The organism is Nonomuraea sp. NPDC026600 (genome assembly GCF_040638335.1).
GTDB lineage: Bacteria > Actinomycetota > Actinomycetes > Streptosporangiales > Streptosporangiaceae > Nonomuraea.
On the sequence record NZ_JBEZYD010000013.1, the window covers coordinates 210,847 to 224,172 of the forward strand.

Genomic DNA, 13,326 nt, shown 5'->3' on the forward strand with positions numbered 1-13,326 from the left:
CGATCAGCCCAGGTAAGCCGCTCGCACCACCGGGTCGTCGCGGATCTCCGCCGGGGTGCCGGTGGCGATGACCCGGCCCAGGTCCAGGACGACGAGCCGGTCGCAGGTGTCCATGACGAAGCCCATGTCGTGCTCGACCAGCAGCACCGTGGTGTCCAGCGCGTGGACGACCGCGCGCAGGCGTACCGTCTGGTCCGCGTCCAGGCCCGAGGTGGGCTCGTCGAGCAGCAGCAGGCGCGGCCGGTCGGCGATGGCGCGGGCCAGCTCGACCAGCCTGCGCTGACCGACGGGCAGCGCGGCGGCGTAGGCGTCGCGCACCTCGGCCAGGCCGCACAGCTCCAGCACCTCGGCCACGCGCACCCGCCGCTCGCGGTCCAGCCGCCGCCGCGCGGGCAGTCCGGCCAGGTCGGCCATCAGGCCGCCCCCGCCGCCGTGCCAGTCCAGCGCCGCCAGCACGTTGTCGGCCACGGTGAGCCGCCCGAAGACCTGCGTCCGCTGGAAGGTACGGCGAAGACCCGCGCGGGCCCGCTTGACCGGCGACACCCCGGTCACGTCCGCACCCGCTACGCGCACCCGGCCACCGCTCGGCCGGCGCAGCCCCGACACCACGTCGAACAGCGTCGTCTTGCCCGCCCCGTTCGGCCCGATCACCCCGCAGACCTGCCCCTCGGGCACCTCGAACGACACCGCGTCCAGCGCCGTGACCCCGCCGAACGCCACCGACACCTCTTGTACAGCCAGCATCACGTCACTCCCAGATAGGCGGCGGTCAGGCGGTCGCCGTCCACCTCGGCGCGCGGCCCGGCCCACACGACGCGGCCGAGCCGCATGAACGCCACCCGGTCCGCGATCGCCAGCGCTTCTGTGGCCTTCTCCTCCACGAGCAGCAGCGCCACCCCGCGCTCGCGCAGCTCGGCGAACACCTCGAACACCTGCCGCACGACGAGCGGCGCCAGGCCCAGCGACGGCTCGTCGGCGATCAGCACCTTGGGCGGCCGGGCCAGCGCGGGGGCGAGCGTGAGCAGTTGCTGCTCGCCGCCGGACAGCGCGCCGGCGAGCACGGTACGGCGGGCGGCCAACTGGGGCAGCCGCTCGTAGACGGCGTCGGGCTCGGCCAGCCAGGTACGCAGGTTCTCCTCCACGGTGAGACCGGGGAACACGCCCCGCCCCTCGGGAGCCAGCAGCACCCCCGCCCTGGCCCGTCGGTGGGCGGGCCAGGCGGTGACGTCGACGCCGTCGAGCAGCACCCGTCCGGCGGCCACCGGCAGGTCTCCGGCCGCGACGGCGCAGGTGGTGGACTTGCCCGCGCCGTTGACGCCCAGCAGCGCCACCACCTCGCCGGGCCGCACCTCGAGATCCACCCCCCGCAGGACCGTGCAGTCGGCGTATCCCGCCACAACCCCGTCCAGCCGGAACAACGGCTCCGCGACCGCACCGGCCACCCGCGAGCTCACCAGATCCAGGAGTGGCGCGCCGAACGCGCTTGGGGAAGCGGGCACATCTGGCGAGACAGGCACGCCAGACGAGGCGGGTCCGCTCGGCAAGTCAGACGCGCCAGGCGAGGCGGACGCGGGCCGGACCGCAGCGGGCGCGGCCTGCACCGGGGCGGACGCGACCTGCACCGGAGCGGCGCCGGCGGCCCGCGCCTGGCGCCGCCGGTGGCGGGACTCTGCGAGCTGGGCCAGCACCCCGTCCGGATGCTTGGCCAGGATCATCCCCCCGGCCCCGAACAGGATGGCCCCCACCTGCGCCGACACCCCCCACGTCTCCAGCAGCTCCGGCACCGCCACCGCCACGAGCCCGCCCAGCACGGCCCCGCCGATCCGCCGTACCCCCTGCAGCACCACCACGGCCAGCCAGACGAACCCGGAGAACGCCGGCAGATCGGTGGCGGTGATCGACCCCTTGGACACGGCGAACAGCACCCCGCCCAGTCCCGCGATGGCCGAGGCCAGCGCGAACAGCACGATCTTGGCCCGCGGCCCCGACAGCCCCGAGGTGGTGGCCGCTGCGGGAGCCGACCGGACCGCCAGGATCGCCCGCCCGGAGGCCGACCTTTCGAGGTTGCGCACCAGCAGTCCGACCAGCCCGATCAGCGCGAGCAGCACCACCACCCGGACCCGCGGATCCGAGGTGTCGGCGAACCCGAAGCCGAGCGCGGGCAGCGACCAGCCGATCGTCCCGTTGCTGAACGCGTCCACCTGGAACAGCACCTGGTCCGCCAGCAGGGCCAGCGCCAGTGTGGCGAGCGTGAGCACCCGCCCGCCGAGCCGCAGCGCGGGCAGCGCCACCAGCATGCCCACCGCACTGGCCGCCAGCACCCCCACCACGATCGCCGCGAACAGCGGCCACCCGGCCGAGAACGCCCATCCGCAGGTCAGCGCGGCCATGGAGGCGAAGGCGGCCTGCGCCAGGTTCACCATGCCGCCGATCCCGGTCACCACCACGAACGAGCAGAAGATCAGCGCCAGCACGAGCCCCTGGGCGGCCCGGTCGACGTAGTACTCGGGACCGGCGAAGGTGAAGACGAGCAGCGCCACCAATCCGAGCACCCACGGCAGCCGCCGTCGCCACGCGGGCACCCCGGCCAGGTGGTCGGGCGGCGGCGCGTCCTCGGCCGCGCTCCCGGCCACCCGCTCCCGCGACCTGTTCAGCAGCACCAGCCCGGCGAACAGCAGGATGACCGGGACCGCCGTCCGCAGCCCGGTGATCTCCTCTAGGAAGTCGGTGTACCCGGCGACCAGGTTCTGCACCACGCCGAGCGCCAGCCCCGCGGCGAACGTCCACGGGATCGACCGCAGCCGCCCGAACACTGCGGCCGTCGCCGAGGCGAACAGCAGCACGGTGTAGGCGGTGGCGTCGAGCCCGAGCACCGGTACGGCCAGCACCCCGGCGAGCCCCGCCAGCCCCGACCCGAGCATCCAGGCCAGGGCCGAGGTGGCGTCCACGTCGATGCCGCGCAGCGTGGCCAGCCGCCGCCGGTCGACGGAGGCCCGCATGCGCAGCCCGTACGGCGTGTGCCGCATGAACGCCCACAGCCCGGCGGCGGCCACCGCCGAGAAGCAGAACGTGATGAGCTGGTCGGTGTCGAGCCGCGCGCCGAGCACCTCGAAACCGAGCACCGGGTGCGGCCCGAGACCGCGCGGCAGGGTGGTGCCGTCGGCCCTCGGCAGCCCGAGCAGGTCCACGACGAGCAGGCCGAGCGCGGGCAGCGCGATCGTCAGGCCGATCGTGCCGACGATCTGCGCGGTCTCCCCCGCCTGGGCGAGCCCCCTGAACATGACCAGATGCAGCAGGTAACCCAGCGCGGGCGCGAACACCCCGGCGGCCAGCAGCGCCGCCAGCCAGGCGGGCACTCCCGCGGCCAGGTTGAGCTGGTAGAACAGCAGCGCGGTCAGGAACCCGACGGCGCCGTGGGCGAAGTTGAACACCCCGGTCGCCGCATACGACAGGGTCAGGCCCGACCCCATGACAGCGAAGATCGCCCCGGTGACCAGCCCGCTGAGCAGGTAGCCAAGGATCATTTGAGCGGCACGTTGTCGAAGCACTTCATGCTCTTGGCCACCCGGAAGGCGCCGCCTTCCAGCCTGACCAGGGCGCCACAGCCGTTCGGCTCGCTGTGGTCCTTGGGGTACTGGACCCTGCCGAAGCCGGCGTTCTCGTAGGTGTACGAGCCGTTGCCGGTGGCCAGGAACTTCTCCCTGGTCAGGTCCTTGCCGGTCTTCTTCAGCATGTCGAGGAAGATGTCGGCGGCCCAATAGCCGATGGCCATGTGCTGGGTCAAGGTGGCGCCGGGTGACACCTTCTCGACGTCGGCCTTGAACGCGGCGATCTCCGGCGCGTCCGACTCGAAGGGCTCGAACATCGGCGCGGCCACCACGCCCTCCAGCGCCTGCGCGATCGCCGGATCCTTGAGTATGGCCGGGTCATAGCTGGTGGCGTCGGTCAGCACGCCCTTGTACCCGGCCCGTTTCAGCGCCGAGTAGAGGCCCACGTTGAACTTGGTGCCGGCGATGATCGACACCAGGACGTCTGGCGCCTTGCCCCCGTCGGCTGTCATGATCTTGTTGACGTACGGCAGCCAGTCGGGCGGCGGCGCCGCGGCGGGCAGGCCGGAGTTGAGCCCGACCAGCTTGAACCCCGCCGCCTGGAACGACTGCGAGATCGTGGTGCCGCCGTACTTGCTGCCGCTGGAGTCGGTGGTCTGCACGTACACGGTCTTGCCGCTCGCGCCGCCGAGCAGGTCGGCCATCTGACTGCCCCACCAGGTCTGCGAGCCCGCGCCCTTCTTGGGCGCCAGGCAGCCGCTGTAGCCGAACCCGGTCTTCGTGCCGCACCACTGCGGCCCGGTCGCCCAGCCGAACCACGGCACGCCCTGCTGCTCCAGGAAGGCGGCGCCGCCGAAGTTGGGCGCGTGCACCGGCACCAGCGCGAACACCTGGTCCTTCTGCACGAGCTTCTTGGCCGCGGCGTCGCCCTTGGCCGCGTCCTGCCCGTCGTCCTCCGCGCCGACGAACTCGATCTTCCGCCCGTTGACGCCGCCTTCGGCGTTGGCCCGCTCTAACCTGGCCTTCGCCCCGATCTCGGCGTCCTTGGTCGAGTAGCCGCTGGCGCTGGTCTTCGTCAGCACCCCGCCGACTTTCACGGTCGTGTCGGTCACACCCGCCGTGCCACCGCTCGCGCTCTTCTGCTGTGCCGCGCACCCGGATAACAGCACTGCCGCCGCCGCCAGGATCGCCGCACTCCGCCGCTGATGTCGTCGCACCATCGTTCTCACCTTTGTACGGCAAGACGCACAGCACTTTGGCCTAGCGCTCGCTTGGTTTTTGGTCAGCGTAAATTTGCCCGCCAGGGGTGTCAACGGTGCCGAGCAATCGCTTGCTCACAATCACCCGCCCGGCTAGCGTGAGGCACATGCTCATGCGCGCGGCCGTCTTGACCGGTTTCCACCAGCCCATGGAGATCCGCGAAGTAGAAATAGCCGACCCCGGCCCCGGCGAGGTGCGCGTACAGGTCAAGGCGTCCGGCGTCTGCGGCTCCGACCTCAAGGCCATCGACGGCAAGAGCCCGGTCGTCCACAAGCTGCCGTTCATCCTCGGCCACGAGAGCGCCGGCATCGTCGAGAGCGTCGGCGCCGGGGTGACCACCGTCAAGCCGGGCGACCACGTGATCATCTCCATGAGCGGGCCCTGCGGCAAGTGCCGCAACTGCGGCGCCGGCCGCTTCCACCTGTGCTCCGGCCCGGCCAGGATGACCGCGATCATGGGCGGCGAGCCCCGGATCACGCTCGACGGCCAGGAGACCCGGCGCTTCATCGGCATCGGCGCGTTCGCCGAGTACGCCGTGGTCCGCGAGGCCACCTGCGTGAAGATCTCCGAGGACGCGCCCTTCGCCGCGATGTGCCTGCTGGCCTGCGGCGTCATCACCGGCGTCGGCGCCGTCCTGAACGTCGCCCAGGTCACGCCCGGCTCCAGCGTCCTCGTGGTGGGCTGCGGCGGCGTCGGCCTCAACGTCATCCAGGGCGCGGTGCTGGCGGGCGCGACCACGATCGTCGCCGCCGACGTGGCCGACCAGAAGCTCAAGCTGGCCGAACGGTTCGGCGCCACCCACACCCTGGTCCCCGCCGACCTCCCCGCCCAGGTCGGCGAGCTGGTCAGGGGCGGCGTCGACTACGCCTTCGACGTCACGGGCGTCCCCGGCGTGCTGGCGAGCGCGTTCGCGGCGACCGCGCCGGGCGGCACCACGGTCATGGTCGGCAGCCCGCCCGCGGGTCACCCCGTCGAGCTCGACCCGGCCCTGCTGTTCTCCTCCCGTCGCCTCATGGGCACCCAGGGCGGCGACGCCGCCCCGCACCGGGACCTCCCGATGCTGGCCGGCCAGTTCCTGCGCGGCCGCCTCGACCTCAACGGCCTGATCACCGAACGAGTGGCGTTGGAGCAGATCAACGAGGCCGTCGAGCAGGTACGGCAGGGCGCGGTGGCAAGAACGGTGGTCATCTTCTAATCTCGCATTCCATAAGGAACAGCGAGGAGTCATGAAATGTCCTACCCCGACGCCCGCTACTTCGGCGACGCCGGCGAGGCCAGCGGCATCCTGCGGGCCGCCGACACGCCTCCCGACCTCCGGATGTACGCACCCGGCGCCGAGCCCCGCGGCACCGACGTTCACTACCTGAGCACCGGCGCCTCGACCAACGGCGCGTTCGGGCTGTACCGCTGGGAGATGGGCACCCGCCCCGGCGGCGCCGGAGCGCACTTCCACCGGACGATCACGGAGTCCTTCTACGTCCTGTCCGGCACCGTCCAGCTCTACAACGGCAAGCAGTGGGCGGACGGCAACCCCGGCGACTTCCTGCACGTGCCGGAGGGCGGCGTGCACGGGTTCCGCAACGAGTCCGGCGCACCCGTCTCGATGCTCATCCTGTTCACCCCGGGCGCGCCACGCGAGGCGTACTTCGCGGAACTGGCCGACATCGTGAGCACCGGCAGGCAGCTCACCGACGAGGAGTGGACGGACCTGTACCTGCGCCACGACCAGTACATGGTCCCATGACACCCCATTTCGCGCTCTCCGCCACCGTGCTCGAATCCACGGACGCCAAGGCCCTGGCGATCTTCTACCAGCGGCTCCTCGGCTGGCGGATCAACGATGACGAGCCCGGCTGGGTGACGCTCCGCCCCCCGCACGGCGGTGGCGCCGGGCTGTCGTTCAGCACCGACCCGGACCACGTCCCGCCCGTCTGGCCCGCCGGCCCCGGCGACCAGCAGATGATGATGCACCTCGACCTCGAGGTGGACGACCTCGAGGTCGCGGGCGCCCACGCGGTGGCGGCGGGCGCGACACTCGCCGAGTACCAGCCGCAGGATGACGTCCGGGTCTACCTCGACCCGGCCGGGCATCCCTTCTGCCTGTGGATCCGCTAGGCGGTGGTCACCAGGTCCCTGGCCGGAGGCGCGGCGGGCTCCTCCTCGTGCCCCTCGACCGACAGGTTGGGCAGGAGGCGGTCCAGCCAGCGGGGACACCACCAGTTCAGGCGGCCGAGCAGCACCATGGTGGCCGGGACCAGGAAGCCGCGGATGATCGTGGCGTCCACGGCGACGGCCACGGCCAGCCCCACGCCGAACGTCTTGACCATGGGATCCGGATAGGCGATGAAGGCGACGAACACCGCCACCATGATGAGCGCCGCCGAGGTGATCACCCGGCCCGTCGCGCCGAGCCCTTCGGCGACCGCGCGGCCGTTGTCGCCGTGCTTGAGGTAGGCCTGCCGCACGGAGGTCAGCAGGAAGACCTCGTAGTCCATCGAGAGCCCGAACAGCACCGCGAACAGCATCAGCGGCACGAAGCTCTCGATCGGCACGCTGAAGAAGATCGTCTGAAGGTACGAGGCGTTCGACGGGGCGTCCATGCCGACCAGCCCGCTGCCCAGGCCGATGGAGAAGACCAGCGCCAGCGCGCCGAACGCGGCGCCCAGGGAGACGAGGTTCATCAGCGCCGCCTTGATCGCGAGCACCGGCGCGCGGAAGGCCAGCAGCAGCAACAGCGCGCTGAGCAGCACGACCACGCCGATGACCAGCGGCGTGCGCTCGGCCATGCGGTCGCCCGCGTCGACCATGGCGGCCACCTTGCCGCCCACGTTCAGCTCGACGCCCGGCACGGAGATGGCCCGGACGTCGCGCACGACCTCGGCGGCGCGGCTGTCACTCGGCGCGTAGTCGGGGATGACCTGGATCATCACCGAACGGCCTGAGATGTTCAGCTTCGCCGGGGCCACGTGCGCGGTCCCGTCCACCGCGTCGATCTCCCGCGAGAGCCGGTCCACGATGGGGTCGGTGGCCTTGGCCACCTTGCCGGGCAGCGTGGCGATGACGATCAGCGGGCCGTTGCTGCCGGGCCCGAACCCCGTGGCCATGAGCTCGTACGCGCGCCGCGATTCCGACTCCTTCGCGCCGTATCCCGCGTCGAGGGGCCCGAGCCGCAGCGCGAGGGCGGGCGCGGCGAGGGCGGCGAGCACGAGCACGCTCGACAGCAGCACCCGCCACGGCCGCCGCGCCACCCACACCCCCAAACCGCCCCATCCTGACCCCTCGGCGCGCTTCCTGCCGAGGAACGGGATGCGCAGCGCGTTGATGCGATGCCCGAGCAGGCCCAGCAGGGCGGGCACCAAGGTGACGGAGGTGAGCACGGCTGAGACGACGGAGACGCCGGTGATCCACCCGAGCGTGCTCAGCAGCGGGAAGCCGCCGAACATCAGCGCGCTCAGCGCGATGATCACCGTGCCGCCGGCGAACACGACCGCGCCGCCCGAGCTCGCCACGGTACGCCGGACCGACTCCTCCACGGGCACCCCGGACTCCAGCAACCGGCGATGCCGCGACAGCAGGAACAGCGCGTAGTCGATGCCCACGCCCAGCCCGATCATCGTGGCCATGATGCCCGCCTGCTTCGGCACGTCCACGACGTACCCGAGCAGGCCGATCACGCCCAGTCCCGCTGCGACGCTGACCAGCGCGGTGAAGATCGGCACCAGCGCCGCCGTCAGCGTCCCGAACGCGAACACCAGCACCAGCAGCGCGCACACCACGCCGATGATCTCGCTCGGCCCGGTCTTGATCTCCTTGTCGGCCGGGGTCGAGCTGTCCGCGGGCACGACCTCCAGCCCGGCGGCCCGCGCCGGGTCCGCGGCCTTCGACAGCGCCTGCGTGGTCTCGGCGAGCTTGGTGCTGTCGTTCCCCTCCATGCGCACGGTGATGAGCCCGATGCTCAGGTTCGCGGCGATGCCGCCCCGCCGAAACGGCGAATCGACCCCTACTACGTGCGGCACCGTGCGGATGCGGTCCACGGCCTGCTCCACGGCCGCCTTTTTGGCCTTGTCGATGAGCAGGCCCTTGTCCGAGTAGACGACCAGCTGCACGGTCCCGCCCGCGGCCAGCCCGGGGCCGAAGCCCGTGACCATCAGGTCGTGCGCCCGCTGCGCGTCGGTGCCGGGGATCGTCGCGTCGTTGCTCACCGGACGGCCGAGCGCCAGGCTGCCGCCCATCAGTCCGGCCGCCGCGATCACCCATAACGCCAGCACGATCCGCCCATGCCGCGCGCACCAGCCGCCCAGTCGTCCCAGAAAGCGCGTCATCGCCAGCTCCCCCAACTCGACGGCCGTCCTGTACGGTCGTACAGGGATACGTTAAGACAGCAAATATCCGGAAGGCTGTAGATCACAGGGAAATGAGATGATGAACACAGCCGACGACACTCGCTCCCGGATCCTGGCCGCCGCCAGGGAGCTGTTCGCGGTCCACGGCTACGCGGCCACCTCGCTGGCCGACATCGCCGCCGTCGTGGGCCTGACCAAGACGGCTGTGGCCTACCACTTCCATCCCAAGGACCGGCTGGCCGCCGAACTCACCGCGCCCGCCGGCGACGACATGTGCGTCCTGCTGGACACCGACTTCGCGGGCGACAGGCAGGCGTTCGTCGAGGCGCTGGCGACCTTCGTGGTACGCCACCGCATGGTCATCCGCCTGCTGATGGAGGAGATCGTCGGCGCCGACGACGCGCCGCCGGGCTCGCCGGGCGAGGCCATCAGGCCGTTCAGGGACGAGATCTTCGCCAGGCTCGCCGGGCCGGACCCCGACGCCGCGGCCCGGATCCGCGGCTGGGCCGTGCTCGGCGCACTGCAGTGGGGCGTCGTGCAGACGATGGACCTGCCGGAGGAGACGGTGCGCGAGCTGCTGGTCCGCACCACCCTGGCCATCTAGCGGCATCTCGCGTTCGACGTGGTCGAGCGCCAGCCGTAATTGACGACCAACTGCCCGGTTCCTAGCATCGGCCGGACATACGGTAGCTGGTTACATAAGTGGAGGCGGAATGGTGACGCTGGCCGTCGTCGGCGCGGGTTCTCGGGGGACGTCCTATGCTCGCCATGCCGTCGAGTCCGGCGGGGCGCGGGTGGTGGCGGTGGCCGATCCGGTCGAGAGCCGCCGGGCCAGGCACTCGGGCGCGGCGCGGTACGCGGACTGGCGCGAGCTGGCGGCGCTCCCCCGGCAGGCGGACGCCGTGATCATCGCGACGCAGGACGCCGATCACGTCGAGCCCGCGGTGCGGTTCGCCGAGCTGGGCTACGACATCCTGCTGGAGAAGCCGATGGCCGTCTCCGAGGACGACTGCCGGACGATCGTGGCCGCCGCCGAGCGCTCCGACGCGATCTTCGCCGTCTGCCACGTGCTGCGCTACACCCCGTACACCCGCACGCTGAAGGCGCTGCTCGACTCCGGCCGGATCGGCGAGATCGTCAGCATCCAGCACCTGGAGCCGGTCGGCTGGTGGCACCAGGCGCACTCCTATGTGCGCGGCAACTGGCGCAGGTCCGACGAGTCGACGTTCATGCTGCTCGCCAAGTCCTGCCACGACCTCGACTGGCTCGTGCACCTCACCGGCCGGCGGGTCGCCAAGGTGTCGTCGTTCGGCGGCCTCAAGCACTTCAGGCCGGAGCACCGGCCCGAGGGCGCGGCCGACCGCTGCCTCGACTGCGCCGTCGAGGACACCTGCCCCTACTCGGCCAAGCGCCTCTACCTGCCGCTGGCGGGCAGGGACGTGTGGCCGCTGAACGTGGTCACCGACGACCTCTCCGAGCGCGGCATCCTCGAGGCGCTCCGGACCGGCCCGTACGGCAGGTGCGTGTACGCCTGCGACAACGACGTGGTCGACCACCAGGTGGTGAACCTGGAGTTCGAGGGCGGCGTCACCGTCTCCTTCACCATGACCGCCTTCACCCCCACCCTGCGCCGGCAGACCCGGATCTTCGGCACCCACGGCTCGATCGAGGGCGACGGCGAGCGGCTCGACGTCACCGACTTCCGCACCGGCGGCCAGGAGACCGTCGACACCCGGCCGACCGGTGACGGGACGGCCGCCGGCGGGCACGGGGGCGGCGACAAGGCGCTGGTCGACGCCTTCCTGACCGCGGTACGCACCCGCGACCGCGCTCCGATCCTCTCCTCGCCGAGCGAGAGCCTGCACAGCCATCTCATCGCCTGGGCGGCCGAGAGATCCCGCCTGGAGGGCGTGATCGTCACCCCCACGGGAGAGAGCTAGCCGCAAACCCGGCAGCCCGCGACTCCGCACGACGGGCGGACGTCCAGCGCGTCCGCGGCGGCTGTCACTCCGGGGCCGTTTACCGAGGTGGGCGTCACTCCGGGGCCGGCGGGGTTTCCGAGGTGGGTGTCGGTGTGGGCTCGGTGGGATCGGGGTCGCCCTGGCCCGCGACGCCGACGGTCACGACCACGGTGGCGCCCGGCTTGGCGCAACTCCCGGCCGCCACACTCTGCGCCAGCGCCACGTCCACCTGCGCCTCCTCCGCGACCACCTGCTCCTTGAAACTCACGACGAACCCGGCCGACCGGAGCGCCGCCCGAGCCGCCGCCCTGGACTCCCCGGCGACGGCCGGCACCGCGGCCCCATGGCGGGCGACGACCAGCGCCACTTTCGTACCACCGGAGACCCGGCTGCCCGCCCCCGGCCGGCTGGACAGCACCTGCCCGTCCGGCCGGTCGGAACAGGTGCTCGTGGTCTCACCCACCACCAGCCCGGCACCGACCAGGTCCGCCTCCGCCCGCTTGCTCTCCAGCCCGACGACCGCCGGAACAGCCAGCCCCGCGGACACCTGAAGCGCGACCGTACTCCCCCGCGCCACCGTCACCCCACCGGCCGGACTGCTGCTCACCACCTGGCCGATCTTCTGCCGCGAGTCGGCCTGCGTGATCGCCCCCACCGCGAACCCGGCCCGCTTGATCGCCTTGATCGCCGTCGACCGCTCCATCCCGGCCACCACCGGCACCCGCACCCCCACCAGGCCGGCGGGCGGAGACTGCGTGGTCGGCAGATGGCCGCCCAGCGCCCGTTCTCCCCGCCTGGTCGCCGGCCGGCCGAGTTCGGGCGCGGTCGCGGTCGAGGGCGGCCCGGTCGTCCCGACGGACGGCCGCTCGACCGCCTGCGGACGGGCCTGATCGCTGCCCTTGGCCGTCGGCAGCAGTACGGCGACCAGCACGGCGCCACTCACCAGGAGCGCGGCGGTGACCGCGAGAGCCGCCCGGCCCACGGCCTGGCGCGTGCGCCGCCCCGGCTCACCCAAGAGTCCCAGAGCACCACCGTCGAAGGAGCCGGCGCCCTCGTATGGCGGGCCGACGTGCTCGGCGCCGTCCCGTCGCACGCCGGGCTCCCTGGTGCCCTGCCGCGGGACGCCCGGCTCCCCGGAGTCTTGCCGCGGGACGATCGGCGACCAGGACGTGGCGTCGTCCGACGAGGCGCCGCCCAGCCGGTAACCGGCCGGCGCCCCCGTCGCCTCGGGCTCGGCCACCGGGTACGCCGGAGGGCGGTTCGACCCCCCGTGCGCCACCGACGGAGCCGGCATCACCCGCAGGATGTGCGGCGGCGGCGAGCGCAGCACCTCCGGCGGCACGAAGTCGGAGTCGCCCAGCAACGCGAGCAGCAACTCCCGGCTGGCGGGCCGGTTCCGGGCGTCCTTGTCCAGGCACGCGATCACCAGCTCCCGCAACCGCCCGTCCAGCCGCCCCAGCTCCGGCGGCGCGGTCAGGATGCGGTGCAGCACCGGCGCCACCGAGTCCTGCCCGAACGGCGCCGACGCGTTGGCCGCGAAGCACATCGTGGCGCCCCACGAGAAGACGTCCGCCGCCCCCGTGAGAGCCGACGCGGTGATCTGCTCCGGCGCCATGTACGCGGGCGTGCCGACTCCTCGCCCGCTCACCGTGGCCGCCGCGTCCAGCGCTCTGGCCAGCCCGAAGTCGATCACCCGTGGCCCGTCCGGGCCGAGCAGCACGTTCTGCGGCTTGAAGTCGCGGTGCACGATGCCCGCGCGGTGGATCGCCGCCAGCGCGGTGACCGTGCTCACGGCGAGCCGTTCGAGCGCCGCGCCCCGGCGCGGCCCGGTGATCGCCACCTCGCGCTGCAGGGACGGCCCGTCGACGTACTCGCTCACGATGTACGGCCGGCCCTCGTCGAACCCGGCGTCCACCACCTGGGCCGTGCAGAACCGCGCCACATGCTTGGCCAGCTCCACCTCCCGCAGGAACGCCAGTTTCTCGTCCCCCACGGGTCCATGCAGCAGCTTGACCGCGTAGACGTCCTCGACCCTCGTCCCGAGGTACACCACGCCCTGGCCGCCCTCACCCAGACGCCCGGACAGCTCGTAGGCGCCGAGCCGCCGCGGATCCCCCGTTCTGAGTGGCTGTGCCGTTGGCACGGGGTTGCCTCCCCTCGCCGCCACCCGCCTTTCCCCATCCACTGAAGGGAACGGACGCTGGAGAGTCAACG

The 13,326-nt window shown here is 72.3% G+C and carries 10 protein-coding genes; 5 read left to right on the forward strand and 5 right to left on the reverse strand.

Annotated features, from left to right (window positions below; all coding sequences use genetic code 11):
* Nucleotides 1–3: 3 nt before the first annotated feature.
* The 3 genes from AB0F17_RS29310 to AB0F17_RS29320 are packed head-to-tail and all read right to left on the reverse strand — an operon-like array spanning nucleotide 4 to nucleotide 4,768.
* The gene (locus AB0F17_RS29310; protein WP_358029094.1) at nucleotides 4–744 is read right to left on the reverse strand and encodes an ABC transporter ATP-binding protein; all 741 of its coding nucleotides are present in this window, start codon (nucleotides 742–744) and stop codon (nucleotides 4–6) included.
* Nucleotides 744–3,524 carry an ATP-binding cassette domain-containing protein gene (locus tag AB0F17_RS29315; RefSeq protein WP_358029097.1) on the reverse strand — a complete coding sequence of 927 codons (2,781 nt, stop codon included), beginning with the start codon at nucleotides 3,522–3,524 and terminating at the stop codon, nucleotides 744–746. The genes AB0F17_RS29310 and AB0F17_RS29315 overlap by 1 nt, the downstream gene beginning before the upstream one ends.
* Nucleotides 3,521–4,768, reverse strand: a complete 1,248-nt coding sequence (locus tag AB0F17_RS29320) for an ABC transporter substrate-binding protein (protein ID WP_358029100.1) — start codon at nucleotides 4,766–4,768, stop codon at nucleotides 3,521–3,523. The genes AB0F17_RS29315 and AB0F17_RS29320 overlap by 4 nt, the downstream gene beginning before the upstream one ends.
* A gap of 146 nt (nucleotides 4,769–4,914) precedes the next feature.
* Between AB0F17_RS29320 and AB0F17_RS29325 the strand changes: the two genes are divergently transcribed.
* The 3 genes from AB0F17_RS29325 to AB0F17_RS29335 are packed head-to-tail and all read left to right on the forward strand — an operon-like array spanning nucleotide 4,915 to nucleotide 6,923.
* Nucleotides 4,915–6,003 (forward strand): alcohol dehydrogenase catalytic domain-containing protein, encoded by a 1,089-nt coding sequence (locus AB0F17_RS29325; RefSeq protein WP_358029103.1) that lies wholly within the window; start codon nucleotides 4,915–4,917, stop codon nucleotides 6,001–6,003.
* 36 nt (nucleotides 6,004–6,039) lie between these two features.
* Nucleotides 6,040–6,552 (forward strand): cupin domain-containing protein, encoded by a 513-nt coding sequence (locus AB0F17_RS29330; protein WP_358029106.1) that lies wholly within the window; start codon nucleotides 6,040–6,042, stop codon nucleotides 6,550–6,552.
* Nucleotides 6,549–6,923, forward strand: a complete 375-nt coding sequence (locus AB0F17_RS29335) for a VOC family protein (RefSeq protein ID WP_358029109.1) — start codon at nucleotides 6,549–6,551, stop codon at nucleotides 6,921–6,923. Before AB0F17_RS29330 ends, AB0F17_RS29335 begins: the two co-directional genes overlap by 4 nt.
* Here the strand turns inward: AB0F17_RS29335 and AB0F17_RS29340 are convergent.
* Nucleotides 6,920–9,130: an MMPL family transporter gene (locus AB0F17_RS29340; RefSeq protein WP_358029112.1), complete on the reverse strand. Its 2,211-nt coding sequence runs from the start codon at nucleotides 9,128–9,130 to the stop codon at nucleotides 6,920–6,922. The two genes, AB0F17_RS29335 and AB0F17_RS29340, sit on opposite strands and share 4 nt — an antisense overlap.
* A gap of 97 nt (nucleotides 9,131–9,227) precedes the next feature.
* Between AB0F17_RS29340 and AB0F17_RS29345 the strand changes: the two genes are divergently transcribed.
* Both AB0F17_RS29345 and AB0F17_RS29350 read left to right on the forward strand, forming a co-directional pair.
* Nucleotides 9,228–9,755 carry a TetR family transcriptional regulator gene (locus AB0F17_RS29345; RefSeq protein ID WP_358029115.1) on the forward strand — a complete coding sequence of 176 codons (528 nt, stop codon included), beginning with the start codon at nucleotides 9,228–9,230 and terminating at the stop codon, nucleotides 9,753–9,755.
* Nucleotides 9,756–9,864: 109 nt separating this feature from the next.
* Nucleotides 9,865–11,091, forward strand: a complete 1,227-nt coding sequence (locus AB0F17_RS29350) for a Gfo/Idh/MocA family oxidoreductase (protein WP_358029118.1) — start codon at nucleotides 9,865–9,867, stop codon at nucleotides 11,089–11,091.
* 94 nt (nucleotides 11,092–11,185) lie between these two features.
* Here AB0F17_RS29350 and AB0F17_RS29355 read toward each other — a convergent pair whose 3' ends face one another.
* The gene (locus AB0F17_RS29355) at nucleotides 11,186–13,255 is read right to left on the reverse strand and encodes a PASTA domain-containing protein (RefSeq protein WP_358029162.1); all 2,070 of its coding nucleotides are present in this window, start codon (nucleotides 13,253–13,255) and stop codon (nucleotides 11,186–11,188) included.
* Between the last annotated feature and the right edge of the window lie 71 nt (nucleotides 13,256–13,326).

What these genes read in the sequence shown, in the direction of transcription:
- AB0F17_RS29335 (WP_358029109.1), top strand. Translation starts at nt 6,549, where the DNA reads ATGACACCCCATTTCGCGCTCTCCGCCACCGTGCTCGAATCCACGGAC.
- AB0F17_RS29310 (WP_358029094.1), bottom strand. Translation starts at nt 744, where the DNA reads ATGCTGGCTGTACAAGAGGTGTCGGTGGCGTTCGGCGGGGTCACGGCG.
- AB0F17_RS29350 (WP_358029118.1), top strand. Translation starts at nt 9,865, where the DNA reads ATGGTGACGCTGGCCGTCGTCGGCGCGGGTTCTCGGGGGACGTCCTAT.
- AB0F17_RS29320 (WP_358029100.1), bottom strand. Translation starts at nt 4,768, where the DNA reads ATGGTGCGACGACATCAGCGGCGGAGTGCGGCGATCCTGGCGGCGGCG.
- AB0F17_RS29330 (WP_358029106.1), top strand. Translation starts at nt 6,040, where the DNA reads ATGTCCTACCCCGACGCCCGCTACTTCGGCGACGCCGGCGAGGCCAGC.
- AB0F17_RS29340 (WP_358029112.1), bottom strand. Translation starts at nt 9,130, where the DNA reads ATGACGCGCTTTCTGGGACGACTGGGCGGCTGGTGCGCGCGGCATGGG.
- AB0F17_RS29345 (WP_358029115.1), top strand. Translation starts at nt 9,228, where the DNA reads ATGATGAACACAGCCGACGACACTCGCTCCCGGATCCTGGCCGCCGCC.
- AB0F17_RS29315 (WP_358029097.1), bottom strand. Translation starts at nt 3,524, where the DNA reads ATGATCCTTGGCTACCTGCTCAGCGGGCTGGTCACCGGGGCGATCTTC.
- AB0F17_RS29325 (WP_358029103.1), top strand. Translation starts at nt 4,915, where the DNA reads ATGCTCATGCGCGCGGCCGTCTTGACCGGTTTCCACCAGCCCATGGAG.